The sequence below is a fragment of the Actinomycetospora aeridis genome (genome assembly GCF_037400275.1).
Lineage (GTDB): Bacteria > Actinomycetota > Actinomycetes > Mycobacteriales > Pseudonocardiaceae > Actinomycetospora > Actinomycetospora aeridis.
In genome coordinates this window covers 317,523-343,229 of record NZ_JBBEGL010000006.1, presented here as the reverse complement: position 1 = coordinate 343,229, position 25,707 = coordinate 317,523, and the positions used below count along the sequence as shown (strand labels likewise).

General features: G+C 70.1%; 25 protein-coding genes and 1 tRNA gene. 17 read left to right on the top strand and 9 right to left on the bottom strand.

The window, feature by feature from the left end:
• Positions 1-73: 73 nt before the first annotated feature.
• The 3 genes from WCD41_RS22885 (at position 74) to WCD41_RS22875 (ending at position 1,185) form a co-directional block, all read left to right on the top strand.
• Positions 74-508: a DUF3052 domain-containing protein gene (locus WCD41_RS22885; RefSeq protein WP_337717017.1), complete on the top strand. Its 435-nt coding sequence runs from the start codon at positions 74-76 to the stop codon at positions 506-508.
• Between the two features lie 64 nt (positions 509-572).
• Complete coding sequence (locus WCD41_RS22880; protein WP_337716762.1) at positions 573-1,037, top strand: peroxiredoxin; 465 nt, start codon at positions 573-575, stop codon at positions 1,035-1,037.
• A 76-nt stretch (positions 1,038-1,113) separates the two neighbouring features.
• Positions 1,114-1,185 (top strand) — tRNA-Val (locus WCD41_RS22875).
• A 54-nt stretch (positions 1,186-1,239) separates the two neighbouring features.
• Here the strand turns inward: WCD41_RS22875 and WCD41_RS22870 are convergent.
• Complete coding sequence (locus WCD41_RS22870; RefSeq protein WP_337716760.1) at positions 1,240-2,457, bottom strand: hypothetical protein; 1,218 nt, start codon at positions 2,455-2,457, stop codon at positions 1,240-1,242.
• A 133-nt stretch (positions 2,458-2,590) separates the two neighbouring features.
• Here WCD41_RS22870 and WCD41_RS22865 point away from each other — a divergent pair, with 133 nt between their 5' ends.
• Positions 2,591-3,223 carry a RusA family crossover junction endodeoxyribonuclease gene (locus WCD41_RS22865; protein WP_337716758.1) on the top strand — a complete coding sequence of 211 codons (633 nt, stop codon included), beginning with the start codon at positions 2,591-2,593 and terminating at the stop codon, positions 3,221-3,223.
• Positions 3,216-3,518: a hypothetical protein gene (locus WCD41_RS22860; RefSeq protein WP_337716756.1), complete on the top strand. Its 303-nt coding sequence runs from the start codon at positions 3,216-3,218 to the stop codon at positions 3,516-3,518. Before WCD41_RS22865 ends, WCD41_RS22860 begins: the two co-directional genes overlap by 8 nt.
• A gap of 7 nt (positions 3,519-3,525) precedes the next feature.
• On the opposite strand, the gene WCD41_RS22855 is transcribed toward WCD41_RS22860, so the two are convergent.
• The gene (locus WCD41_RS22855) at positions 3,526-3,708 is read right to left on the bottom strand and encodes a hypothetical protein (RefSeq protein ID WP_337716754.1); all 183 of its coding nucleotides are present in this window, start codon (positions 3,706-3,708) and stop codon (positions 3,526-3,528) included.
• A gap of 695 nt (positions 3,709-4,403) precedes the next feature.
• On the opposite strand from WCD41_RS22855, the gene WCD41_RS22850 reads away from it, so the two are divergent.
• Entirely contained in the window at positions 4,404-5,807 is a 1,404-nt protein-coding gene (locus WCD41_RS22850) for an APC family permease (protein ID WP_337716752.1), read from the top strand.
• A 965-nt stretch (positions 5,808-6,772) separates the two neighbouring features.
• Positions 6,773-7,828, top strand: a complete 1,056-nt coding sequence (locus tag WCD41_RS22845; protein ID WP_337716750.1) for a hypothetical protein — start codon at positions 6,773-6,775, stop codon at positions 7,826-7,828.
• A 408-nt stretch (positions 7,829-8,236) separates the two neighbouring features.
• On the opposite strand, the gene WCD41_RS22840 is transcribed toward WCD41_RS22845, so the two are convergent.
• A complete protein-coding gene (locus WCD41_RS22840; protein WP_337716748.1) occupies positions 8,237-8,446 on the bottom strand; it encodes a hypothetical protein in 210 nt (69 codons plus the stop codon).
• 260 nt (positions 8,447-8,706) lie between these two features.
• Between WCD41_RS22840 and WCD41_RS22835 the strand changes: the two genes are divergently transcribed.
• From WCD41_RS22835 to WCD41_RS22810, 6 genes are all read left to right on the top strand, one after another.
• Positions 8,707-10,020: an enolase C-terminal domain-like protein gene (locus WCD41_RS22835; protein WP_337716746.1), complete on the top strand. Its 1,314-nt coding sequence runs from the start codon at positions 8,707-8,709 to the stop codon at positions 10,018-10,020.
• On the top strand, positions 10,017-10,721 hold the full coding sequence (locus WCD41_RS22830) for a FadR/GntR family transcriptional regulator (RefSeq protein WP_337716744.1): 705 nt from the start codon (positions 10,017-10,019) through the stop codon (positions 10,719-10,721). Before WCD41_RS22835 ends, WCD41_RS22830 begins: the two co-directional genes overlap by 4 nt.
• Positions 10,718-12,424: an IlvD/Edd family dehydratase gene (locus tag WCD41_RS22825; RefSeq protein ID WP_337716742.1), complete on the top strand. Its 1,707-nt coding sequence runs from the start codon at positions 10,718-10,720 to the stop codon at positions 12,422-12,424. Before WCD41_RS22830 ends, WCD41_RS22825 begins: the two co-directional genes overlap by 4 nt.
• A 39-nt stretch (positions 12,425-12,463) precedes the next feature.
• Positions 12,464-13,225 carry a dihydrodipicolinate synthase family protein gene (locus tag WCD41_RS22820; protein ID WP_337716741.1) on the top strand — a complete coding sequence of 254 codons (762 nt, stop codon included), beginning with the start codon at positions 12,464-12,466 and terminating at the stop codon, positions 13,223-13,225.
• A 139-nt stretch (positions 13,226-13,364) separates the two neighbouring features.
• Positions 13,365-14,741, top strand: coding sequence for an Nramp family divalent metal transporter (locus WCD41_RS22815; protein WP_337716739.1), 1,377 nt, complete (start codon positions 13,365-13,367; stop codon positions 14,739-14,741).
• On the top strand, positions 14,738-15,154 hold the full coding sequence (locus WCD41_RS22810; RefSeq protein ID WP_337716737.1) for a hypothetical protein: 417 nt from the start codon (positions 14,738-14,740) through the stop codon (positions 15,152-15,154). Before WCD41_RS22815 ends, WCD41_RS22810 begins: the two co-directional genes overlap by 4 nt.
• 34 nt (positions 15,155-15,188) lie before the next feature.
• Here WCD41_RS22810 and WCD41_RS22805 read toward each other — a convergent pair whose 3' ends face one another.
• Positions 15,189-16,115 (bottom strand): hypothetical protein, encoded by a 927-nt coding sequence (locus WCD41_RS22805; RefSeq protein ID WP_337716735.1) that lies wholly within the window; start codon positions 16,113-16,115, stop codon positions 15,189-15,191.
• A gap of 264 nt (positions 16,116-16,379) precedes the next feature.
• On the opposite strand from WCD41_RS22805, the gene WCD41_RS22800 reads away from it, so the two are divergent.
• Positions 16,380-17,255 carry a hypothetical protein gene (locus WCD41_RS22800; RefSeq protein WP_337716733.1) on the top strand — a complete coding sequence of 292 codons (876 nt, stop codon included), beginning with the start codon at positions 16,380-16,382 and terminating at the stop codon, positions 17,253-17,255.
• Between the two features lie 37 nt (positions 17,256-17,292).
• Complete coding sequence (locus tag WCD41_RS22795) at positions 17,293-18,447, top strand: glycosyltransferase (RefSeq protein ID WP_337716732.1); 1,155 nt, start codon at positions 17,293-17,295, stop codon at positions 18,445-18,447.
• 228 nt (positions 18,448-18,675) lie between these two features.
• Here WCD41_RS22795 and WCD41_RS22790 read toward each other — a convergent pair whose 3' ends face one another.
• Complete coding sequence (locus WCD41_RS22790) at positions 18,676-19,245, bottom strand: hypothetical protein (protein ID WP_337716730.1); 570 nt, start codon at positions 19,243-19,245, stop codon at positions 18,676-18,678.
• A gap of 273 nt (positions 19,246-19,518) precedes the next feature.
• Here WCD41_RS22790 and WCD41_RS22785 point away from each other — a divergent pair, with 273 nt between their 5' ends.
• Positions 19,519-20,544 carry a 6-phosphofructokinase gene (locus tag WCD41_RS22785; RefSeq protein WP_337716729.1) on the top strand — a complete coding sequence of 342 codons (1,026 nt, stop codon included), beginning with the start codon at positions 19,519-19,521 and terminating at the stop codon, positions 20,542-20,544.
• Positions 20,545-20,558: 14 nt separating this feature from the next.
• On the opposite strand, the gene WCD41_RS22780 is transcribed toward WCD41_RS22785, so the two are convergent.
• Positions 20,559-21,494, bottom strand: a complete 936-nt coding sequence (locus WCD41_RS22780; protein WP_337716728.1) for a LysR family transcriptional regulator — start codon at positions 21,492-21,494, stop codon at positions 20,559-20,561.
• A gap of 182 nt (positions 21,495-21,676) precedes the next feature.
• Between WCD41_RS22780 and WCD41_RS22775 the strand changes: the two genes are divergently transcribed.
• On the top strand, positions 21,677-22,801 hold the full coding sequence (locus WCD41_RS22775) for an alcohol dehydrogenase catalytic domain-containing protein (RefSeq protein ID WP_337716726.1): 1,125 nt from the start codon (positions 21,677-21,679) through the stop codon (positions 22,799-22,801).
• A gap of 6 nt (positions 22,802-22,807) precedes the next feature.
• Here WCD41_RS22775 and WCD41_RS22770 read toward each other — a convergent pair whose 3' ends face one another.
• From WCD41_RS22770 to WCD41_RS22760, 3 genes are read right to left on the bottom strand one after another with little or no spacing between them, the layout of a single operon-like run.
• Positions 22,808-24,286 carry a class I adenylate-forming enzyme family protein gene (locus WCD41_RS22770; RefSeq protein ID WP_337716724.1) on the bottom strand — a complete coding sequence of 493 codons (1,479 nt, stop codon included), beginning with the start codon at positions 24,284-24,286 and terminating at the stop codon, positions 22,808-22,810.
• An 11-nt stretch (positions 24,287-24,297) separates the two neighbouring features.
• Positions 24,298-25,059, bottom strand: coding sequence for an SDR family NAD(P)-dependent oxidoreductase (locus WCD41_RS22765; protein WP_337716722.1), 762 nt, complete (start codon positions 25,057-25,059; stop codon positions 24,298-24,300).
• Complete coding sequence (locus tag WCD41_RS22760) at positions 25,056-25,697, bottom strand: TetR/AcrR family transcriptional regulator (RefSeq protein ID WP_337716720.1); 642 nt, start codon at positions 25,695-25,697, stop codon at positions 25,056-25,058. The genes WCD41_RS22765 and WCD41_RS22760 overlap by 4 nt, the downstream gene beginning before the upstream one ends.
• Positions 25,698-25,707 lie beyond the last annotated feature (10 nt).

Here is a 25,707-nt window from a genome sequence, read left to right as displayed (position 1 = left end):
CCGTGTTCGCTGGTCGCTTCCGGGTGACGTGCGCCGCACGTCGCCCCCGGTCGAAGAGGAGGCAGAGCGCGTGGTGGCGGCCACGGGGGATTCGGACAAGTCCGATCTCGCCGGCAAGCTCGGCATCGAGCCGGGCACGATCGTTCAGGAGCTGGGCTGGGATTCCGACGTCGACGACGAGGTGCGATCGTCGATCGAGGAACGCTGCGGCGAGGACCTGCTCGACGAGGACGCCCAGGAGGTCGTCGACGTCGTGCTGCTCTGGTGGCGTGACGGGGACGGCGATCTCGTCGACACCCTCATGGACGCGCGCTCGCCGATCACCGACGACGGTGTCATCTGGGTGCTCACGCCCAAGACCGGCAACGACGGCCACGTCGAGCCCTCCGACATCGCCGAGGCGGCCCCGACGGCCGGGCTCTCGCAGACCTCGAACATCAGCCTGTCCGAGGGCTGGGTGGCCACCCGGCTCGTGCCGCCGAAGGCGTCCGCCCAGCGACGTCGCTGACCTGCGCTCCTCGATACGCTGACCGGGTTCTCGGTGACCCGGACGGACAAGGAGACAGGTCGAGATGACCGTCGAGGTGGGCTCGCAGGCCCCCGACTTCACGCTCAAGAACCAGGACGGGCAGGAGGTCTCCCTCAAGGACTTCCGGGGCGAGCGGGCCGTGCTGCTCGTGTTCTACCCCTTCGCCTTCTCGGGGATCTGCACCGGCGAGCTGTGCTCGGTGCGCGACGACCTCTCGTCGTTCCAGAACGACGACGTGCAGGTGCTGGGCGTCTCGTGCGACACCACCTGGGCGCTGAAGGTCTGGGCGCAGCAGGAGGGCTACGAGTTCCCGCTGCTGTCCGACTTCTGGCCCCACGGCGCCGTGGCCGAGAGCTACGGGGTCTTCAGCTCCGACCTGGGCTTCGCCTTCCGCGGCACGTTCCTGGTCGACAAGGACGGTGTCGTGCGCTTCGCGGAGCACAACGGGCCCGGCGACGCCCGCGACCAGCAGGGCTGGCGCGACGCGCTCAAGCAGCTGGCGGGGTAACCAACTCCCTCGCCTCCGGAGCGAACGTGCTGTTCGCTGCTTCTATGCGGCGGAAGTCCCCGTTCGCTCCGGACCGGGGCGCGTAGCTCAGCGGAAGAGCACCGGCCTTACAAGCCGTCGGTCGCAGGTTCGAATCCTGCCGCGCCCACCGCGACGGTCGGCCGTTCCGACCTCGCGAGGCGGATCGGGGAGTGGATCGCGCTCATGCGGTCCCTTCCTCGTCGTGCTCGCGCAGGTCGCGGTCGATGCGGGCGACGGTGCGGCCGTCGGGTGCCACGAGCCAGTTCGGACCCCAGATGCCGGTCCGGGGCGGCTCGCCGGTCGCCCTGGTGATCAGTTCCCGGATCAGCCCCCGCATGGGCCACCGCGACCCGTCGAGCTCCCACCGGATCGGCTCGCGGGCGTCGTTGTGCCACGTGGTCCGCAGGCGTTCCGGGTCCTCCCGGAGCCACGCCTCGATGCTTGCTCGGTCCTCGCCGACGTTCGGCACCGTGATGGTGAGCTCGGTGCCGTCGGCGATGACGCCGCTCTCGACGAGGCGCTCGGTCCGCGGGTTACCGCGCCCGCCCGATGCTCGTCCCCGTTCGTTGTTGGGCCGCACCATGAAGTCGCTCGCCTGCGGCACGGGGATCACCTGATTCGCCGTCATGGCGTGGGTGCCGCCGGGCATCTCGTGCAGGCCGACCCGCATCAGCCGGAGGTCCAAGCCGGCCTCGAGCAGGAACATGCAGGTGTTGGTCAGCACCGGGCTGTAGTCCTCGGCGACGAGGACGATCCGGCACGGCGCGAGCGTCTCGTCGGAGACGTCAGGCGCCCAGCGACGGAGCCTCTGACCGGCCTCCTCCGCGCTCACCTCCTCGCCGTTCTTGGCGAGGAAGCGGGCGTGCGCCTGCGCGAGCAGCGACAGGTCGAACCGCGAGGCCATCGCGGCGTAGTTCAGCGCCTGCACGAGGACACCGTCGGGAGCGCGGTGGCGCTTGAGCTCCGCGACGACGAGCCGCCCGTCCGGATCGAGGGCGAGGATGTCGAGGCGGTCGGCGGCCGCATCGCCCGACGCCGTCGTCCAGCGGTCGAACTCCTCGGTCACGATGAGCACGTCCTCGCCGAGGATGCTCGGGAACTCCTTGACCCACCGCTGGAGGTGGCGCTCGAGGAGCTCGGACTCGCCCATGGACGACCGCGGCGCTCGCACCGCCGTCGTGCCGCTGACGCTGAAGACCTGCTCGCCGGTCACGGCGCTCCTCCCGGTGGGCACGGGGGCCGGGTCGTCCTGCAGTGATGCCTCATAGAGGGCGACACCCACCTCGTGCGGGATGTGGTTGCCGTCGGCGTCGAGGAAGGAGCCGTCGAAATGACCGACGTAAGTCCTCCCGCCCACGGTGAAGGTGAACGGTCCGTCGGTGATGAATTCATCGCTCACGACGCACCCACGCGGCCACCGGTCTTGTGATCGGACATGCGGTCCCCCCTGGCTCAGGGAGGCTATGTCCCAGCTCCGGGCGAGATTCCAGGGGGCCGGGCGCCCATTCGTGGCGAGCTGGAGGGAAGGGACCGTGGACGACATCCTGGTCGACGTACGCGCGAGGCCGGCCACGTTCGCCACGCGGGGAGAAGCAGCGTGGCGCGAGGCCGTCGCCGAGGCGGTCGGAACGCGAGAGGTACCGGACGGCGGGCGGTTCGAGGTCGAGCTCGAGTTCCGCCTTCCGCTGCCGACCAGGGCGAACGAGGCCTGGGACCTCGACAACCTCGTCAAGCCGACCCTCGATGCGCTCGGAGGCGTCATCGGGTTCCGGCGCTGGAACGGCCGCCCGCAGGCCGACGACGAAACGGATCGATCGCATCGTCGCCGCCAAGCGCACGGTGGTACATGGCGAGACGCCTGGCGCGACGATCCGCATCACGACGGCACACCGCTGAACTCCCCGGTCGTGAGCCACCGGGCGTGCATCAGGCTGCGTACCATCGTGCGCATGACCGAGCGCATCACCGTGAGCTTCGACGAGGCCGTGGCGCGGCGGGTGCGGCAGCGCGGGGAGCAGACGCGCGGGGGAGCGTCGGGCTACCTCGAGCGGCTGGTCCGCCAGGACGAACTGCGTGAGGCGTTGCAGGCGCACGGTCGGTGGTTCGCGGCGAATCCTGGATACGAGACCGACGCGCAGGACGAGGCCGCCGCCCGGGATGCGTAGGGGCGAGGTCTGGCGCTACAGCGGCCTGCTCGGCCGGCGCGGTCAGTCCGACAAGCGGCTGGTCGTCTCGGCGGACGTGCTGAACGAGAGCGACGACGTCGCCACCTGCTACGCCCTGCACGTGCTGGACTCGGATCCGGGCTCGCTGCTCGCCGTCGCGACGGAGTGGGGATGGGCGTCGGTGCTCCTCCTCGACCGGCCACCCCGGTCCCTGCTCACCGAGCGCCTGGGTGAGGTGACCTCGGAACAGGTGGATGCCGTGGACAACGCGCTGCGGGCCGTGCTCGAGCTGTGAACCGTCGTCACCGTTCCCGGGTCGCGGCTCGTGGTCGGGTGAGCAGGATGGCGGCCAGGGCGACGACCCGGACGACGAGGGTCAGCGGGACGTAGAGCCGGGCCGGGCCGTCGAGCGCGAACACCGCCATGACGCGAGCGGCGGCGGCCACGACGCCGACCGCGATCAGCCAGGTGAGCGCTAGTCCCATCCGAGGCGTGCCCGCGCGATCCCCGCGATCATGGCGATGTTCGGGAGCGCGCACGCGCCGAGGGCGACGAACTGACCCCGTGTAGGTGCCGGCGACGAGGTCAGCGCCCCCGCCCATGTCGGCGATGCGGACGGTTAGGCCACCGAAGATCGCGGCGACGCAGCTGAGGGAGCCGTGTGAGGGCGGCAGAGCCCAGCCCGACGCGGAGCGCGGTCTCGCCGAGAGCGGACCGCCACACTGACCACGCGAGGATCGCGGCCATGGTCGTCAGGAGGACGGCGAACAGGGCGACGCCTAGCGCACGGGCGCCCCTCTGAGCCAACTGCACCAACGACTCAGGCGCCAGGGCTACCTTCGGCCCAACTGTCAGGCTTGTGTCGGCGTCCGCAGAGCGCAGCGGCGCAGTCTCACCGCGATACGACTCTAGCTCTCTTGGCGTAACGCTCTGAGCGACGAGTCCGACTATCCCGCCATGGGCTTCGGATCGCCACGCCCGCGTCGTCGTTACCGGCGCCTACGCGCCTTCGAGTTGATCAACTCGAGGTCCAGTGCGGACCGTCGAGGGCGCGAGCTCTTAGAGGCAAGCATCGTTTGGGACGGATCGCGATAGGGCTCTTGCGGGGGAGATGTGAGTCGCAATGGGGGATCAAGCCACCCAGCATGGAAGTCCGCAGCCTCGAGGTCTGTGGAGTGCGATGCGGAAGGAGGCGAGTGCTCGCAAGTCTGTGGAAGAGCTTATCCGAGATGTCTCGGGGGTTGAGCGAAGACTAACTCGCCGGCACCTCATCCCTCTCGGCCTCGCCGTCATCATTGGCTCGGGTGCGTTCAATGTCATTGGCAGTACAGTCGACGAGCGTGGGGTTCTAACCACTGGGATTGCTCTTGTGCTTGCTGCCATCGCGTGTCTTGGGGCAGCGATCTGCTTTGCTGAGATGGCGTCAATCGTCCCCGTTGGGGGGAGTGTCTACACATACACCTACGCGACACTCGGTAAATTGCGCGCGTGGCTGGTGGGCTGGTTGCTTCTCCTGCAGTACTCGGCCGGCACCACCTTTGTCGCGATCAGTTGGGCGCGCTATGTTTCTGAATCTCCTCTTAGCGCGCCGAACGACTCGACGTCGTTCAACGTCGCCATCTTAGCGACTCTACTCCTTCTAGGGACAACGTTCATTCTGAGTGTTGTCGACCGCTCACGGCTAAGATCGTCATCGCTCTTCGTCGTGATTGGCGCTTCAGTAGCATTGAAGGTCGTCGCGCTGTTGATTGCGGCAGTCGTGGGCGCCTACCTCGCCCTTGCCCCTCACACCGAACTTGTCAACAGGGTAGACGTACATCCCGAAACTCTAGAGGTCCTACCAGCGTTTGCTCTGCTCTACTTCGCCTACATCGGTTTCGATGCGGTGGGTACGGCGGCCGAGGAAGCGCGGTTCCCGCCCCGCGACCTCCCTCGCGCCATTCTTGTAGCGCTGGCGATTTCCGCGGGGATCTATCTGGCACTAATTAGTGTGAACATCGGGCTAGCGTTCAGGCTGGGGGTCAACGCGGACCTGAACGCACTAATTGCAGCGACAGGCGTCTCCTGGATCTCGTACGTCTTCTATGTCGGAGCAGCTCTCGGCCTTCCCTCTGGAGTCGTTGTCCTGCTCTTCGGGCTCAGTCGCATTTTTCGTGCCATTCGCCGCGACGGCATCTTGACTAGGACTACAGGTAAAGTCTTGACGGCGCGACACAAGAGGCAAATCTTGCGCAGGGACTGCCTCTTAGCGGGTGGAATTTCGATCCTATGGGTGCCGATCATGCTGTTTGGTTTCGATACTGATTTCTTAACAACGGTGGTGAACCTCGCGACCGCCTTTGCGTTCGCGATCTTGGCCATTAGCACCGCAGTGCTTCGATACCGAAGACCTGATCTGCCACGCACGTTCCGTGTTCCTATGTTGCCGTTGGTAACCACGATAACGGTGGCGATCAGCGTGGCTTTTCTGGCGAACGCCATTGTGGAGAGCGTCGTCGTTGTACTGTGGGTTGCGCTCGGAGCGGCCCTACAGGCGCCGTTCGTCATCCTTCGTGCGAGGCGCAAGAGTGGCGGCCAAGGATGACAGGAGAGTCGCGCAGGACACCTTCTGATCTACCACCTACTCAGCGTGCAAAGTGGGCGATCCGTCTCGCTGTGTCACTAATAGCGCTCCTCGGTTGGATCGTACTCCTCCGATTTGAGGCTGACGCCCTTATTGGAACCACGTCCATAGATAATTCCGCCGTCGAGGCGATGTTGAGCTCGCTTGCTTCCATCGTCATACCGGCAGGGCTAACAGGACTGACAGTCCACGCGTACTGGCGTCTCCGGTTGGAGACTCTCGCCCATCGACCTGGTCCTATACTTCTTCACAACGTCCGTGACTATACGAGTCCTGCTGCTCTCCCAGAAGGCCGGAACTCAACGTCTGAATCGTCGCTAGCGGAGTACGTCGGGGCGGAGCTGCAGCAGCGTTTAATGGAGACACAGCTGTATGGATCGACCGCTATTCCGTCGCCCGGGCGGGCTCGCGACTTTGTCCAGGTTGTGGAGGATACGGGAATTCGCACAGACGGCATTTGGAGCGCCGTTCTCCGGTTTCCTCAAATCTTGAGTCCGCGATCTAGTTACGAAGTAATGTGCTCGCTCCTCGAGGCCGAGGGCGACGATGCTCTAGTCGCGTTGAAAGTCGAGCTTACTCGAGCTCCTCGCCTGGCGCTTCCTCAACAAGTCTTCAGGGGATCGAACTGGGATGAGGTGGTCGGGAGCGCCACTGATTGGATATGTTCCGTAATACTTCCTCGCACCAAGCAATCCCGCTCTGCGCCGTGGTCCGAGCGTCAAGGCCTTAGCGTTGATCCCGAGCTCTTTGCGCTTTATCGAGAACATCAGAAGGGCCTGAGCAGGGTTTCGCCTGAGAAGTCTCTAGCCACATTGGAAGCGGCTCGAGTCCACGATAGATCCAATCTTGCGCTCCGACTCGAGAGAGGGAAGCTGCTTGAGCAGAAGAACGATTTCCTCGAAGCCCTCGAGACTTACGATGCGATCTTGACCCGAGCAGCTCGCAGCGACAAGCGGCTGGCGAACCTACGCTTCGGTCCGCCTCCAACCGATCCCAGCGAGCCGGATGAGAACGTCGATCGCCGCTGGTCCGACCGTCGGCGGGTTCGTCGGCCCGACTCGGAGGACCCCACGGTCTTTGTTGCCAGGTATCGTTTCGCGCTGCTTCTGGGACTTGGGCATCAGTTGAGCGCAGAGTGGTGGCCGACGAACGAAGGCGCTGGTGAGGAATCTGGCAAAGGTCTGCGGCAAGACAGACTCGGCGATGTCAGGCGTTCGCTCGCTAACAGAATGAAGATCGCCTATGCTGTCCCCATCTCTCGCATGGAGGAGCAGTTCAAAGGCATATCGCACCGTGTCGAACTGGAAGCCGAGAAGTATCTCGAAGTGAACGTCGAAAGTATCACGGACGCCAGGGAGCGCGAGTGTCGGAGGGCGGGAGTTCGGCTATTCTTCTCCATGATCGGCATGTGGGAGGTGGAGCACCTTATTTCTGAGCAATCAATCTTTCGTTTCACGAGGGGATCTTTTGAGGACGTCACCCCGAGACGATCTGTTGAGCTGCTGCTACCGCGCGCCATACTTCGCCTTGCGCTCGCTATTGGCGAAATTAACTCGGACACTCGGTGGCTCAAGAAGTCGAAGAATTCTGTTCTATTTGCGGTAGATGAGTGTGTCCTCGCTCCCGGGTTGACCTCTCTTATGGATTCTGGGTGGCCGCAAAGCCCTGATATCTTAGTGGGTTGGATCCGAGAGAAGTTTGGTCGAAGTGGTGGAATTCGGACCTGGCACGAGCACTACAACGCAGCCTGTGTCATTGCGATCCTACTGGAATGGCACACGGGGGATGCGGTACGCGGCATAGCAGACGCGGCCGTGATCGAGCTCGAGAAGGCTGTCGAATGTGGCGATGGAGGATTCGAAGAATCAGATCGGTCCTGGATTCTAGATGTTGATCCCGATCTCGATCAGCTACGTAAGACCGAGCCGTTCAAGGATTTTAAGATCTACTTCCTCGGTAGGCGACAGCCTGAGGACGACTGACGCTGGGCAAGATTGGTCTGGCGGCTCGTCGAGGCATGGATTTCAATGACTACTCGCAAATTCGACTCAGCGCGTGATCGTGCAAGTGGTTGGCCTCGCCATGTAGCCCCGTGATAGGAGTCGAACGGGTCTGTTGGAAATGCTTGTGGGTGAGGTGAGTGAGGTGAGGTAGATGGCGCTCGTTCGCACGTCGATGCGAGTTAGGCGCTGTATTTGCCTTACTCAACTCGGCGCCTGGCCCGAGGTTGGCGTGTCTAAGTCGGGACCGCGGGGTATTCAAAGCCACACCTGGCGAGGATTACCGACCGTGCGACGATCATCCCGTGGACGACGTCGACATGACCGCGGCGTTCGCGCAGATGGCCCAGAGCCTCGCGAGGCGTGTGCAGAAGGCCCCCTCGTGGGCCGTCAGGCGGCGCCCGCTTCCGCCTGCGCGGCCTCGGCCTCTTCGGCGGCCCACAGGGCCTCGTCGGCGTGCTCGACTTCCCACGCCGCGTGCTGGCGGATCGAGTCCTGGACCTGCAGGTGCCGCACGTAGGCGTCCACGCTCAGACCGGCTCTCGCGGCGGCGGACCGTAGGGCGGCGGCCGTGGCGTCCTCGAGCTCGATGCTCGTCACGCGCCTGAGCATACGGTGACACCGGACCAGCGTCTCCGTGTCGCGGCAGGTCGGTGTCGCCTTCGTGGGCTCTGAGCGTGTGGAGTGCGCCCACGTCGATCTGCGGGGTGGGCCCGAGCCGGGCCCGCGCCTGATCGAAGCCATCGTGCCGGCCCTCGAGTAGCTCTGGACATCTGATGTCTGGCGCTGGCACGGTGACCTGACAGCGGTGATACGCACCACAACTACCGCTGATGCGCCGAGAGATCAGAGGACCGCCGATGGACGGGGCCATCGTCGACGTGGAGGTCACCGACCTCCGCTTCCCGACGTCGCGGGCGCTCGACGGCTCGGACGCCATGAACGAGGCGCCGGACTACTCGGCGGCCTACGTCGTGCTGCACGCCGACGGCGACCTGGAGGGCCACGGGTTCACGTTCACCATCGGGCGCGGCAACGAGCTCGCGGTCGCGGCCGCGGAGGCGATCGGCCGCCGGGCGCGGGGGTGGCCGGTCGCCGAGCTCGTCGCCGACCCGGGCGGCTTCTCCCGGCACCTGCAGGCCGACAGCCAGCTGCGCTGGCTCGGACCGGCCAAGGGCACGATCCAGCTCGGGCTGGCCGCGGTGGTCAACGCCGGCTGGGACCTCATCGGCAAGGCCGTCGGGCAGCCGGTGTGGAAGGTGCTCGCGGACATGACCCCGCAGCAGCTGGTCGACCTCGTCGACTGGCGCTACCTGCGGGACACGCTCACCCCCGAGGCCGCGCTCGAGATGCTCGAGAAGCAGGTCCCCGGACGCGCTGAGCGCGAGGCCCGGCTGCGCGAGGAGGGCTACCCGGCCTACACCACCAGCGCCGGCTGGCTCGGCTACGACGACGACAAGCTCGCCCGCCTGTGCCGCGAGGCCGTCGACGCCGGGTGGGACGCGGTCAAGCTGAAGGTCGGCGGTGACCTCGCCGACGACGTGCGCCGCTGCGCGCTCGCCCGCGAGGTGATCGGCCCCGGACGCCGACTCATGATCGACGCCAACCAGACGCTCGGCACCGCCGACGCCGTGCGGTGGGCCGAGGCGCTCGCGCCGTACGAGATCTGGTGGTTCGAGGAGCCGACCAGTCCCGACGACGTGCTCGCCCACGCCGCGATCGCCCGGGCCATCGCCCCCACCCGCGTCGCCACCGGCGAGCACGCGCACAACGCGGTGATGTTCAAGCAGTTCCTCGCGGCCGACGCGATGGGCGTCTGCCAGCTCGACGCCGCGCGACCGGGCGGCGTCGACGAGGCCGTCGCGGTCCTGCTGCTCGCCGCCGCCCACGACGTCCCCGTGTGCCCCCACGCCGGCGGCGTCGGGCTGTGCGAGCTCGTCCAGCACCTCTCGATGGTCGACTACGTCGCCGTCAGCGGGTCGCGCGAGGACCGGATGATCGAGTACGTCGACCACCTGCACGAGCACTTCGCCGACCCGGTCCGGATGCGCGGCGCGTCCTACCTGCCCCCGACCCGGCCCGGCTACAGCGCGGAGATCCTCGCCGCCTCGCGGGAGGCGTACCGCTTCCCCGACGGCCCGGTCTGGGCGGGACGAGCGGGACGAGTGCGATGACGAGCACGGGGAGCGTCGTCGACCGGGCGATCGGGGCGCTGGTCGCCCGCGTGGAGAACGGCGAGTTCTCGGCGGGGGAGCGCCTGCCGCCGGAGGCCGACCTGGCCGACGCCCTCGACGTCTCGCGGCTGTCGCTGCGCGAGGCGGTGCGCACCCTCGCTGGCGCCGGGGTGCTCGAGGTCCGCCGCGGCAGCGGGACGTTCGTGACCGACCTGCGCCCCGACCGCCTGGTGGCCGCCACGGGGACGTTCCTCGACCTCGCCGGCGACCAGGGCGTGGCCGAGCTGTTCGAGTGCCGCCGTGTGCTCGAGCCCGGCGCCACGGCCCTGGCCGCGACCCGCATCGACGACGCGGCGCTGCAGGACCTCCAGGAACGCCTCGCGCGCATGCAGGGGCTCGCCGAGCCCGAACGCCTGGTCGCCGAGGACCTCGAGTTCCACGCCGCGATCGCCGCGGCGGCCGGCAACGCGACGCTCGCCTCGCTGACCGCGGCGGTCGCCGGTCGTACCGCCCGCGTGCGGATCTGGCGCGCGATCGTCGAGCACGACGTCCTGTCCTGGACCCACGACCAGCACGTGGCGATCCTGCGCGCCCTGCGGGCCCGCGACGCGCTCGCGGCCTGGACCGCGGCGACCACCCACGTCGTCGAGGTCGAGGAGTGGGTGCGCGCCCATCTGAGCAGCGCGGGAGGCACGACATGAGCGGACGCAGCACGGCGTGGTTCGGCGCCGAGGGCCGGTCGGGGATGATCCACCGCTCCTGGATGCGCAACCAGGGCGTCACCGACGAGGTCTTCGACGGGCGCCCGGTGATCGGCATCGCCACGACGTGGTCGGAGCTGGTGCCGTGCAACGCGCACCTGCACCGCGTCGCCGAGGCGGTCAAGCGCGGCGTGTGGCAGTCCGGCGGGTTCCCGCGGGAGTTCCCGTGCACGGGCCTGGGGGAGACGTTGCTGCGCCCCACGGCGATGCTCTACCGCAACCTCCTGGCGATGGAGGCCGAGGAGCTGATGCGCGCCAACCCCCTCGACGGGCTGGTGCTGCTCTCGGGCTGCGACAAGACGACGCCCGGCCTGCTCATGGCCGCGTCCAGCGTGGACATCCCGGCGATCATGGTGACCGGTGGGCCGATGCTGTCCGGCCGCTACCAGGGACGCCGGCTGGGGTCGGGCACCCAGGTCTGGCGCTTCGAGGAGGAGCTCGCCGCCGGCACGATCACGCAGGCCGAGTGCGCCGTCGCCGAGGGCGCGATGGCCCGCTCGCCCGGGCACTGCATGACGATGGGCACCGCGTCGACGATGGCGTGCCTCGCCGAGGCGCTGGGGATGCAGCTGCCGTACTCGGCGACGTGGCCCGCGGTCGACGCCCGCCGCGACCAGACCGCCCAGCGCGCGGGGCAGCGCGTCGTCGAGCTCGTCGAGGCCGACGTGCGGCCGTCGTCGATCATGACGCGCGAGGCGTTCGAGGACGCGGTCCGCGTCAACGCGGCGATCGGCGGCTCCACCAACGCCGTGATCCACCTGCAGGCGATCGCCGGGCGCCTGGGCGTCCCGTTCTCGCTCGACGACGTCGACGCGCTCGGACGCGACGTGCCGACGCTGGTCGACCTCGAGCCCTCGGGGCGGTTCCTCATGGAGGACTTCTGCTACGCGGGCGGGCTGCCCGCGGTGATGGCCGAGATCGCGGAGCTGCTCCACCTCGGACGTCCCACCGTGGCCGGCGGCACGGTCAAGGACGCGATCGCCGACGCCGCGTGCTGGGACCGCGAGGTCATCCGGGCGATCGACCGGCCGATGGCGCCGCCCGGTAGCGGGACGGCCGTGCTGCGCGGCAACCTCGCGCCCGACGGCGCGGTGATCAAGCAGTCGGCGGCGTCCCCGGACCTGCAGCAGCACCGGGGTCGTGCGCTCGTGTTCGAGTCGCCCGAGGAGTACCGCGCGGTGAGCGACGAGCTCGACATCGATCCGTCGACGGTGCTGGTGCTGCGCAACAACGGCCCGCGCGGCTACCCGGGCATGCCCGAGGTCGCCAACGTGGGGCTGCCCCGGCCGCTGCTCGAGCGCGGGGTCCGCGACATGGTGCGGATCTCCGACGGCCGCATGTCCGGCACCGCGTACGGCACGGTCGTCCTGCACGTCGCGCCCGAGGCCGCCGTCGGAGGACCGCTCGCGCTGGTCGAGACCGGCGACGAGATCGAGCTGGACGTCCCGGCCCGCGCGCTGACCCTGCACGTCGACGACGAGGAGCTGGCCCGGCGCCGGGAGCGGTGGCAGGCCCCCGTCACCCCGAGCACCCGCGGCTGGACCCGCCTCTACACCGAGCACGTGCTCCAGGCCGACCAGGGCGCGGACCTCGACTTCCTGGTCGGCCACAGCGGCGCCGAGGTGCCGCGCGAGTCCCACTGACACATCCGCACCGACGTCCCCACGAGGAGACAGCGAGAGATGGAACCCGTCTTCACCGGCATCGGCGTCGCCCTGGTGACGCTCTTCGACGACCACCGCGCGCTCGACGCCGACGCGACGGCCGGGCTGGCCGCGCGGCTCGTCGAGCTGGGCGCCGACGCGATCGTCGTCGCCGGCACGACCGGCGAGGCCGACGCCCTGGACGACGACGAGCGCCTCGCCCTGTTCAGCGCCGTGCGCGGGGCCGTCGGGGACGCCGTCGTCGTGGGCGGCACCGGGGCGTCGTCGACCCACCAGGCCGCGCGGCTCACCGCCCGCGCCGGTGACACCGGCGTGGACGCGGTCATCGCGCGGACCCCGCGCGGTCTCGTCGACCCGACCGGCTACTACCGCGAGGTGGCCGCCGCCGCAGGTTCGACGCCCGTGCTCGCCTACCACTTCCCGGCGGTCTCCCCGCCCGGCATCCCGGTCGAGATGCTGCCCTCGCTGCCCGTCGCGGGCGTCAAGGACTCCTCGGGCGACCCGACGCGGCTGCTCGCGACGGCCGATTCCTACGCCGGACCGGTGTGGACCGGCAACCCGGCGCTGATCCACATGGTCGGGGCGCTCGGGTGTGCGGGCGGCATCCTGGCGCTCGCCAACGTCGCCCCGGAGCTGTGCGCCGCGGCGTTCGCCGGCGACGCCGACGCCCTGCGCAAGGTCACCCCGACCCATCTCGCCTGCGAGCGCGACTTCCCGCGCGGGGTCAAGGAGCTCGTCGCCGAGCGCTTCGGCACCTCCGCGGTCGTGCGGATGGGCTGAGCCCACCCGCCCTCTCCCGACACCCTCCGACATGATCTGAGTGATCGACATGGCCACTTCCGAGACCGATCGGGCCACGACGGGACCGTTGCTCCGGTTGCCCGAAGCACCCGAGGCGTTGCGCAGGCGGCGGGTGGGGGTGGCGACCGCTCTGCGGTACTTCGGACCCGGGGCGATCATCGCGTCGCTCACCATCGGGAGCGGGGAATCGATCCTCGCCTCCCGTGAGGGCGCGGTCTTCGGCTACGCCGTCCTGTGGGCCGTGGTCGTGGGGTGCCTCGCGAAGGGCGGGCTCGTCTACGCCTCGAACCGCTACATCACCCTCACCGGCGAGCACCCGATGCGGCGCTTCGCGCGGGCGATGCCGGGGCCGCGCGGGTGGTTCCCGATCGTGCTCGTGATCATCTGCTTCGCGTCGTTCCCGGGCTGGGCCAGCGGCGTGGCGACCGCCCTCGGCGATTACCTCGAGGCGCTCGGCGCGGGCAACGCGACCCTGTGGGCCGTCGGCGTGCTGGTCCTCGCCGCGGTGCTGTCGTTCATCGGCGGCTACGCCGTGCTGGAGAAGGTGCAGGTGGCGATCGCCGGGCTCATGGTGGTGCTCGTCCTGATCGCGGTGTTCGTGTCGAACCCCGACTGGCTCGCCGCCCTGCGCGGGCTCCTGCCCGTGTTCCCCGACTACGCCCCGTTCGTCGGGCAGCGCTACCCCGACGTCGCGGAGACGTCGGTGTGGGTCGAGCTCGCGGTGTTCATGGGCGGCCTCGGCGGCGGGATGTACGACTACATCGGCTACACCGGGATGCTGCGCGAGAAGAAGTGGGGGATGCTCGGCCACCGCGACGCCGAGCGCATCGAGGACGAGCTCGCGGCGCAGGACGACCGGGCGACGATCCCGCTCTCCACCGATCAGGCCGACGTCGCGAACGCCCGCGCCTGGAGCCGCGCGCCGCTGTTCGACATGCTCGCGGCGTTCCTCGCCCTCGGCGTCATCGCCGGGGCGTTCATGATGAACGGGGCGACGATCCTCGGCGCGCAGCAGCAGGTGCCCGAGGAGAACGACGTCCTGACCTACCAGTCGCAGTTCTTCGGCGTGGTGGCGCCGATGTTCGAGTACTTCTACATCGTCGCGATCGTCATGGTCCTCTTCGGCACGATCTACGCGCTCTGGGAGGCCTACTCCTGGACCGCGTACGAGAGTCTCGCGGCGGTCTCGGAACGGGTGCGACGGCGCGGGCAACGGGGCATCCGGCCGCTCGTCTACGGCTGGACCGGCGCCATCGCCCTCGTCGCGATCCTCTCCGACCTGAGCTTCACCGACCTGGTCACGCCCGCGTCCATCCTGGGCGGCGTCTTCGCCTGCGGGATCTACGGCGCCGGGCTGCTCTACATCGACAAGGTCAACCTCCCCACGCCCTACCGGATGGGCCGGACGCTGCGCGCCCTCGTCGTGCTCGGCTCGCTGTTCCTCACCGTCTGTGGCCTGGTCGCGATCCTCGAGCTGGTGGGGGCGATCGCATGAGGACCACGGTGACGTGGCGGTACGCGCTGCTCGGCGTGGGCTTCCTGGTCCTCGCCGGGGTGCGGGCCGCGCAGGGCGCGCCGGTGTGGGCGGCGGTGTTCGCGCTCGCGGCGGCGGCCAACGTGTGGCTCGCGCTGCGGGACGACCGCGGCCCGCGTGCTCCCGCCACCCCGGTCGCTGCCACTGCTGACGAGGTCGCGCGCGAGCTGGCGCGGTGCCGCACCGCCCAGCGGCAGTGGCGGGTGCTCGGGGTCGCCGGACTGCTGCTCGCGGGCGGACTCCTGCTGGTCGAGCCGCCCCTGGCGGTGATCGCGGCCGCAGCGACGCTGGTCGCGGTGTTCCGCGCACGGCGGGTCCGCACCTACGCCGAGGGGCTGCCGGTCCGCCTCGGTGACGAGGTCACCCACGCCTGAGCGCCCTCGCCACCGAGCTCGAACCCCGGCGTCGTCACGCCGCGACGAGGTGGTCCCAGCCGAAGGTCATGCCCTGCATCGACTGCGTCTGCGCGAGCTGCCCGTTGCCGTCGATGTGGCAGACGGCGCCGAGGCCGTCGGTGGCGCGGTAGAAGACGAGGTGGTTGCCGGCGGGGACGAGGTGGGTCCAGTCGAACGTCATGCCCTGCATCGACTGGGTCTGCTGGAGCACGCCGTTGCCGTCGATGTGGCACACCGCGCCGAGCCCGTCGGTGCCGCGGTAGAAGACGAGGTGCCCGCCGACGGCCGGGATGTGGGTCCAGTCGAAGGTCATCCCTTGCAGGGACTGGGTCTGGGCGAGCTGCCCGTTGCCGTCGATGTGGCAGACGGCGCCGAGACCGTCGGTGGCGCGGTAGAAGAGCAAGCGGTTGCCGGCGGGGATGAGGTGGGTCCAGCCGAAGGTCATGCCCTGCATCGACTGGGTCTGCTGGAGCACGCCGTTGCCGTCGATGTGGCAGACCGCGCCGAGACCGTCGGTGCTGCGGTAGAAGACGAGGTGGTTGCCGACGGCGACGATGTGGGTCCAGCCGAAGGTCATCCCCTGCATCGACTGGGTCTGCTGGAGCACACCGTTGCCGTCGATGTGGCACACCGCGCCGAGTCCGTCGGTGCTGCGGTAGAAGACGAGGTGGTTGCCGATCGCGACGACGTGGTCCCAGTCGAACGTCATCCCCTGCATCGACTGGGTCTGCTGGAGCTTGCCGGCCCCGTCGACGTGGCACACCGCGCCGAGGCCGTCGGTGCTGCGGTAGAAGAGCAGGTGGCCGGCCGTGGCCACGATGTGGTCCCAGCCGAAGGTCATGCCCTGCTCCGAGTCGGTCTGCTGGAGCTGGCCGTTGCCGTCGACGTGGGTGACGGCGCCGAGGCCGTCCGAGCTGCGATAGAAGAACAAGGTGGTCACGGATTTCCCCCGATGCCGTCGAGAGCGGCGCTGCACCGTTCCCGGGAACTCAGCGTCACACGATCTGCGGGGGCACGACCTCGGTCGTCACCCGAACAGCCGCAGGAAATACGCACCTGGTCACCGTGCGTCGGCAGAATTGCGTACGCCGGTATTCACACGAGTCCGGACTAGATGACGCGGTATCGATCAGACCAGCAGGTCCACCTCTTCGGCCCAGTCGATCTGCCACAGAAAGCGACATCTCTGCGGAACGCTGCACGGATGACCACAGATCAGTCGGATGTCGAGGTGCGCTTCCGGGACGCGGAGACGAGCCCGGAGGTGTCGACGGCGGCTCAGGACTCCGTGACCGCGATGGTCTCCGTCGAGGAGGAGCGGCGGCGTGCGGAGGCGGAGCGGGACGCCGCGTGGGAGGAGGCGACGCGATCGACGATCGAGGAACCGGCATCGGACGGCATCAACGTCCCCGATCCCGTGGCACCGCCGGAGATCGGCGAGCTGGGCGGGCCCGCGGTCGAGGTGCCGCTCATGGCGGACGTGATCGTCCCTCGGGGGACGGGCTGGTCGAACTTCATCTCCGCGAACCCGCCGTTCGACTACGACTGGAAATGGCACGCCGGCGGCGCGCCGCGCACCCTCACCACGACGCGCTCGAGCGGCTACGCCGGGGCCGACTGTCGGTCGGGCAGCGGTGCGGGTGGTGGGGACGGTCCGTCCATCGGGCACGCCGGTTTCGGCATCGTCCGGACCGCGCCGTTCCGCTTCTTCATGAGCGCGGGCGCCGTGATCTCGGCGCGCTGGCACTACAGCGTCGCCGCGAACGGCATCGGATCGAGCGCCACCGCGGAGGGCGGCTACACGCTCTACGTGTTCGAGGACGGTCGGGTGGTGGCCAGCACGTCGGTGAAGCTCTTCCGGAAGAGGGTCAGCTTCCAGGAGCGCGACACGGTGAGCACCGGATACCAGACGATCACCACGTCGAGAGTCGCCTTCACGATGCTCCCGGGGCGCCTGTACGGGTTCAACCTCGGTATCTGGGCCAGCGCCGAGCGATCCAGCGGCGTCGGCGCGGCGGCAGCCCAGGGCCTCGTCGAGGGCAACGTGTCGACGATGACGATGGTCGGACCGTCGATGTGAGGCTCCTCGGGCCTGCACGTCGGCGCTACCGTGCTCCATGCGGATCCTGTTCGCGAGCACCGGCGGGGCCGGGCACGTCACCCCGATGCTCCCGATCGCCGCGGCCTGCCGGCGGGCCGGGCACGACGTGCTGCTCGTGGGCCCGCCCGGACTCGCCGCGACCGCCGAGCGGGAGGCCCTGCCGTTCGCCGCGGGCGCGCTCCCGGACGAGGCCGACACCGGACCGATCTGGGCCCGGATCCCGCACCTGTCCACCCCCGAGGCCGAACGCCGGGTCATCGGAGAGATCTTCGCGACGCTGAACGTGCGGGCGATGCTGCCCACGATGCGCGAGACCGTGGGCACCTGGCGGCCCGACGTCATCGTCCGCGAACCCGCCGAGTTCGCCTCTGCGGTGGTGGCGGACTCCGACGGCGTCCCGCACGTGCAGGTCGGCGTCGGGCTGGTCTCGGCGCAGCGGCAGATCATGGACGTGGCGGCAGAGGCGGCCGACGGGTGGCGCCCGGGGCTGATGGCCCGGATCGCCGCGACCCCGTACCTGACGTTCTTCCCGCCGACGCTCGACGCCGGGCACGGCCCCGACCCGTCGCCGACCCACCGGTTCCGGGTGCCGGAGTCCCGTCCCGAACCGCCGCCCGACCACTGGCCGGGTGACGACCGACCGCTGGTGTACGTGACGTTCGGCAGCGTGGCGGCCGGCGTCCCGTTCGCGGCGCCGATCTACGACGTCGCGCTGGCGGCAGTGGCCGACCTCCCGGCCCGGGTGCTGCTCACCACCGGCCACGGGGTCGAGGAGGGCCGGCTCGCCCCGCCCGGACCGCACGTCCACATCACCCCCTGGGTGCCGCAGGCCGACGTGCTCGCGCACGCCGACGCGGTCGTCTGCCACGGCGGGTCGGGCACGACGCTCGGGGCGCTGGCGGCCGGGGCGCCGCTGGTGATCACGCCGCTGTTCGCCGACCAGCCGGACAACGCCCGCCGGGTCGCCGCGATCGGTGCTGGGGTGGCGGTCGGGTCGGGCGCGCTGGACGGCACCGTCGACCCGGCGGATCTGCGTCGCGCGATCACCGAGGTGCTGGCCGACCCCGCGTACGCGGGCGCGGCACGCCGTGTCGCCGACGAGATCCATGCCCTGCCGCCGGTCGACGAGGCCGTGGAGGTGATCACCGCTGTCGGGGGCTCCGCCGGATGACGCCTTCGCCGAGCCGGCACGGTCCTCCGCCGGCCGCCCCACGGTGCGACCGTGGCACTGGCCTGGATCACCGTGAACGACGGGTGCTGGGCAGCCTCCCGGCAGTTCGCCGGCTACGCATCGCGGTCGCCACGGTCGTGTCGAGGACGAAGGACGGCCGCCGACGAGGTCCTCGGCACGAGGCTGCTCCGGCCACCACGTGTCGTCGGCCGGCCACCTCGGAGACCGTCAGGTCCGGGCTCTGTCGGCGTCCGCCGGCCGCACTCCGACCTGCTCCGAGAACGTCTCCATCAGCACTCGGTAGCGCTTCTCGACGAGTCCTTCCTCGGCCACCTCGGCGGGATCGGCGAAGTAGTCGTCCCAGGCCGAGACCCAGCCGGCGGCGCCACGCTCGTCGCGGAGGTAGTCCGCCTCCATGCGGATCTCGGCGTCCTTCCCGACGCCGGTGTAGTGCCGGAAGCACGTCTCGATGAACTGCTTGTAGCGCTGCGCGAAGGCCTCGGACATGAGGTACTCGTTGACGAAGAAGTGCTTGTCGAGCTCGCGCTTCTTCGCGAGCAGCGCGGGCGGATCGATGTCGCGGAAGTGGCCGATCGCCGTGAAGAAGCAGAGGATGTCGTTCAGCAACGGCGCCATCTTGTCGTACAGCTCCAAGCGGCGTTCGACGACCTTCCGGTTCGCCCACTGAGCGTCCTCGAGGCGGCGCACCGCCCGGGTGACGAAGACGCCGAGACCCACGACAAGGAGCGGGGTGAGGGCGCCGACGACCAGTTTGACGATCTCGAGCGAGTTCCACATGCGCCGCCTCCTGATCTGGTAGGCGAGTCACGCTAGACGGCCGCCCTACGACGTCATTGCCGGGCCGCTGCGCGCCGAGATCGCGGTCCCGGTGACGAAAGCACGTGAATCTGCGGGGTTCCGTCACCCGGTTCGTGACCATGTGGTCCGGGGACCGTGCGCGGCGGGCCGGCGCGGACGTCACGGGGACCGCGCGACCCCTCCGGGCGTTTCCCCGGACCGTTGACGGCATGATGCGCGGACCGTGACGCGGACGACAGGGGGCGCGAGCAGATGCGCGTGGGTGTGCTGACCGGTGGCGGGGACTGCCCCGGTCTCAATGCGGTCATCCGGGCGATCGTCCGGCGCGGCGTGCCCGAGTACGGCTACGAGTTCCTGGGCTTCCGGGACGGCTGGCGCGGACCGCTCGAGGCGGAGACCCGGCCCCTGGACATCCCTGCCGTGCGGGGCCTGCTCCCGCGCGGCGGCACGATCCTCGGCTCGTCGCGCACGAACCCGTTCGCCATCGACGGCGGGGTCGACCGCATCCGTCAGAACCTCCAGAACCTCGGCGTCGACGCCCTGGTCGCCATCGGCGGCGAGGACACCCTCGGCGTCGCGAGCGAGCTCCACGAGCGGGGCGTCAAGGTCGTCGGGGTGCCGAAGACGATCGACAACGACCTCTCGGGCACCGACTACACCTTCGGCTTCGACACCGCCGTGGGGATCGCGACCGAGGCGATCGACCGCCTGCACACCACCGCCGAGTCCCACCACCGCGCGCTGATCGTCGAGGTCATGGGTCGGCACGCGGGGTGGATCGCGCTGCACTCCGGGATGGCGGGCGGCGCGAACGCGATCCTCATCCCCGAGGTCCAGTTCGACATCGAGCAGGTCTGCACCTGGGTGGAGAGCCGCTTCCGGCTTGACTACGCGCCGATCATCGTCGTCTCCGAGGGGGCGACGCCCCAGGCGGGCGAGAACGTCCTGGCGGCGGGCGGCACCGACGAGTTCGGCCACGCCCGGCTCGGCGGCATCGGCGACTGGCTCGCCCGCGAGATCGAGTCGCGCACCGGCAAGGAGGCCCGTACGACGGTGCTCGGGCACGTCCAGCGCGGCGGCACGCCCAGCGCTCGCGACCGCTGGCTCGCGACCCGCTTCGGGCTGCACGCCATCGACGCCGTCGCGGCAGGGCAGTGGGGCCAGATGACGGCGCTGCGCGGCACCGACATCACCATGGTCCCGCTGCGCGAGGCGACCGAGCAGCTCAAGCTCGTCGACCCGACCCTCTACGCCGAGGCGGCCGTCTTCTTCGGCTGACCGGTTGCCGGCGATCACCCGGTGATCCCCGACGAGGTCACGCGCCCGATCACCTCCCGCAGGGTCACGAGGAACCGCTGCGGTGCCGAGGTGCGGCTCTCGCGCCGGGAGCCGGTCACGGTGAGGATCCGCGAGCCCACGTCGACCGCGGAGGCGAAGATGCTCACGCCCTCGGTGCGCAGATAGGACAGCGTGAGGTCGGGGACGATCGCCGCGCCGAGTCCCGCGGCGACGAGCGCCAGCATCGTCTGCGACTCGGTACAGATGTGCTGATAGCCGGGCTTGATGGTGTATTCGGTGCAGAGTCGTTCGAGCATCTGGCGGGTGGGTCGGTCACTCGGCGACGTCACCCATGTCCCCGCGAGGAGTTCTTCGACGCTGGTCGGGATCGACCACAGTTCTGGATAGACGATGCGGAACTGCTCACGATAGAGCTCGTCCTCGGCCAGTCCGGGATAGGACGCCGCCGGACTGGTGCGGTCGACGTAGCGCTCACCGATGAGCAGGTCGAGGTCGCCGGCGCGGAGCAGGTTGATGCCCTGGACCTCGTTCACCTCGATCACCTGGACGTTCAGGGCCGCGTCGGTGATCGCGAGCTGTTGCAGGGTCGGGACGACCAGGTGGCCCAGCGCCGTCGCGAACCCGCCGATCCGCACGGTGCCCGACGTGCCCGCCCGCAGCCGCTCGGCCTCCCGTTGGGCCTCGGCCAGCGCGTCCGCGACGTCGTCCGCGCGCTGGGCCAGTGCGAGCCCGGCCTCGGTGAGACGGACCGTGCGCCCGCCGCCGCGCTGCGTGCGGTCGAGCAACGGCAGCCGCGCCTCGGCCTCCAGCCGCGCCAGGTGCTGCGAGACCCCGGACGCCGTGAGGTGCAGGGCGGCCGCCGCCCCGTGCACGCTCCCGGTCCGGTGGACCGCGCGCAGGACGAGGAGGCGGTGCGGGTCGAGCGGCATGAAGTGATGCTGAACCAGGACTGGAGCAGCTGTCACTGCCGTGGGCGGAACACGTCGGGCAGAATCGGTGGCGAAGAACGAACCGACTCTCCCCGAGAATGCCGCGACCGCCGTCTCGAATGGCGCGACGCGATTCGACGTGCCGAATGGAGTGACGACCGATGGACATCACTGCCTCTGTCATGACCGCTCCGGACGAGCCGTTGGAGACGGTCACGCTCGAACTCGACGATCCCCGACCCGACGAGGTCCTCGTGCGTCTCGCGGCGACGGGCATCTGCGCCTCGGACGCCCACACCCACAGCGGACGCATCCCCTCGCCGTCACCCTGTGTGCTCGGACACGAGGGCGCCGGCGTCGTCGAACGGGCCGGGGCGAACGTGACGCACGTGGGCGTCGGCGACCACGTCGCGCTTTCCTGGATGCCCAGCTGCGGTGTGTGCCGCCACTGCGTGTCGGGCCGCCCGGTGCTGTGCACCGCGGCGGCTCCCGCGCTGCTCGCCGGCACGCTCCTCGACGGCACCGTCCGCCTGCACCGCGACGGCCGGCCGGTCAGTCACTACTCGTTCCTGTCGACCTTCGCGACCCACACCGTGGTCCCCGCCGCGAGCGCCATCCGCATCGGGCGGGAGGTCCCGCTGGCGGTGGCGAGCCTTGTGGGGTGCGGCATCCTCACCGGCTACGGCGCCGTGGTGAACAAGGCCAGGGTCATCCCGGGCAGCTCGGTGCTGATCTTCGGCGCCGGTGGCGTCGGGCTCAGCGCCGTCATGGCCGCGCGTGTCAGCGGGGCCGGGCAGATCCTCGTCGTCGACCCCGTCGCGTCGAAGCTCGAGGAAGCGAAGATCTTCGGGGCGACCGACGGGCTCGTCCCCTCCGAGCACCTGGTGGAACGCATCCGCGACCTCAGCGGCGGGGGCGTCGACTACGCGATCGACGCCGCCGGGGGCGAGGGCATCCTCGGCCAGGCGTTCGCCGCGACGATCCCCGGCGGCACCATCGTGTGCGTCGGGATGCCCGACGTCCACGCGCGGCCGTCGCTGCCCGGGCCGGAGCTGGTGCGCGACGAGAAGATCGTCACCGGCAGCCTCTACGGGTCGTCGCGGCCCAGCCTCGACATCCCGTCGATCCTGCGCCAGTACGCGGCCGGGGTCCTGCCGCTCGACCGCATGATCACGCAGGCCTACGACCTCGACCGGATCGACCACGCCTTCGCCGACATGCACGCGGGGCTGCTCAAGCGCGGCGTGGTCGTGTTCGACGAGGCGCTGGCCGGGTTCGCGACGCCCCCGGTGACCCTCGCGGCGTAGGGGCGCTCAGCCGATCGCCCGCTCCCGCCCGGCCCAGTGCGGGGCCCGCAGCGCCTTCTTGTCGACCTTCCCGAACGGGGTGACCGGGAGCTCGTCGGCGAGCTCGGCGGACTTGGGGCGGGCGTAGGCGGCGAGGCGGCCCCGGCTCCAGGCGAGGAGCTCGTCCGCGTCGACGGACCCGACGACCACCGCGTGCACCGCCTCGCCCCAGTCGTCGTGCGGCACACCGATCACGGCGACCTGGGCGACCCCGGGATGGTCCGCGAGGACGTCCTCGACCTCGCGGCAGTACACGTTCATCCCGCCGCTGATCACCATGTCGGCGCGGCGGTCGCGCAGGTGCAGGTAGCCGCCCTCGTCGAGGAACCCGACGTCGCCGGTGCGGATCCACCCACCGGGGAGGAACTTCTCCGCGGTGGCGGCGGGGTCGTCGAGGTAGCCCTGGAGGAGGTAGGGCGAGCGCAGGCACACCTCGCCGGTCTCCCCGGCCGCGACCGGCGAGGAGTCGTCGGACGCGATCATCACGTCCGCCACGATCGACGCCCGGCCGCAGGAGTCGAGGAGGTCGGGACGGGCCGGGTCGTGGTCGTCCTTGGCGAGACGGGTGCCCCAGTTCGGGCACTCGGTCTGGCCGTAGAGCTGGACGAACACCGGCCCGAACACCTCGAGCGCGCGGGCGAGGTGGCCGGGCGTGATCGGCGCCGCGCCGTAGACGATCGTCCGCACGCCGAACTCCTCCGGACCGGCGACGGCGTCGAGCAGCCGGTAGAGCATCGTCGGGACGAGGAACGTCCACGTGATCCCGCGGGTGCGCAGGGCGTCGAGCACCCGGTCGGCGTCGAACCCGGGCTCGATGACGCAGGTCGCGCCGCGGATCAGGGCGGACTGCGCGAACAGGCCCGCGGCGTGGGCGAGCGGCGTCGTCAGCAGCAACCGGTCGTCCTGCGCGATCTCGGCCTCGAGCAGCTGGGCGTACTGGACGGCGACCGCCGAGGCCTGGGTGTGCACGACGCCCTTGGGACGCCCGGTGGTCCCGCCGGTGAAGTAGATAGCCGCCCGGGCGTCGGACGCGACCGGAGCCGGGGGCGAGAAGGGCGGGTCGGAGGGTCCGGCGAGGTCGCCCACCGGGATCACCGGCCCGGGAACGTCCACGCCGAGCGCCGGATCGACGATCGCGACGCGCGCCGCGACGGCCTCGACGATGTAGCGGACGGTGTCGGCGGGCAGCAGGGTGTTGACGGGCACCTTCACCGCGCCGAGCCGCGCCACGGCCACGTCGGCGACGACGAACTCGACGCCGTTGCCGAGGTGGAGCGCGACCGGGTCGCCGGCGCGGACCCCGTGGTCCCGGAGCTGCCGGGCCACCGCCGCGGACCAGCGGTCGAGGTCGGCGAACGTCCAGCGCCGACCGCCCGCCTCGACGGCGGTCCGGTCCCGGTAGCGGTCGAACGCCGCAGTGAACTCGGCGCCGAGGGTTCCTCGCATGTGGACTCCCTTCAGTGCATCGCCATGCCACCGTCGACGCTGAGCGTGGTCCCCGTGATGTAGGAACCGGCGTCCGACGCGAGCAGCAGCAAGGGCCCGTCGAGCTCGTCGAGGCGGCCGACGCGGCCGAGGGGCGTGGCGGCGCGGACGCTCGCGGCGCCGCGCTCGTGGGCGAGCAGTGGGGCGGTCAACTCGGAGGAGAAGAAGCCCGGCGCGAGGGCGTTGACCCGGATGCCGTGGCGGGCCCACTGCCGTGCCAGGTCGCGGGTCATCCCCAGCAGCCCGGCCTTGGAGGCCGAGTAGGCGGCCTGGGGGACGTCGGTCGTCGCGAGGGCCAGCGCCGACGAGACGTTGACGATCGACCCGCCCTCCCCGGCGATCATCGCCCGGCCCGCGGCGGCGGCCACCTGGTAGGCGCCGCGGAGGTTGACGTCGAAGAGGCGCTCCGTCTGCGCGAGGTCGTCGCGATCGCTGCGGCCCCCGTAGCCCGTGCCGGCGTTGTTGACGACGACGTGCACGCCGCCGAGCCCGTCGACGGCGGCGTCGATCAGCGTCGAGCACGCCGCGGCGTCGGTGACGTCGGTCGGCACGGCGAGGCACCGCCGGCCCTCGGCCTCCACCGCCGCGGCCACCGTGGCGAGCATGTCGGCCCGCCGCGCGGCCACGACGACGTCCGCGCCGGCGCGCGCGAGGACCACCGCGAAGTGCGCGCCGAGCCCGGACGACGCCCCGGTGACGACGGCGACCCGCCCGTCGAGGCGGAAGGACGTCACGGCGACTCCACGACCAGGGGGTCGGGCATCGCGCCGAGCATCGCGCGCATGCTGCCCCCGGCCGCGAGACCCCCCAGGGCCAGCGCGAACAGCTGGTCCGCGAGCCGGATGTCGGCCTCCTCGCCGTGCGGCGTGAACCAGTGCTGCATCCAGTCGATCATCCCGACGAGGGCGCGGGCGACGATCCGCGGCTCGGCGGCCAGCGAGAACTCCCCGCACGCGGCGCCCTCGGCCACCAGCGCCTCGACGGCCTCCATGTAGCGCGCGTCCATCCGCCGGAACTCGGCGAACCGGGCCGACTGCTCGAGCCGGCCGAGGTGCTCGAGGTACACGAACGCCGCCGGGTAGTACTCGCTGAAGATCCTGACCTGCATCCGCACCAGCTCCCGCAGGCGGATCGCGACCCCGCTGTCCGTGTCGGCGAGCAGGCGCTCGAGCTCGTCGAGCAGGGCCCGGGCGGGCTGCTCGACCACGGCGAGGAGGAGGTCCTCCTTGCTGTCGACGTAGTTGTAGACGCTGCCCTTGAGGATGCCGACGCGGGTGGCGATGCCCTCGAGGGTCGCGTTCTCGTACCCGTGCTCGCGGAACTCCTGGCCGGCGGCCTGCAGGATTTCCGGCCAGCGGCTGGGACGGGGCATCGGGACACTC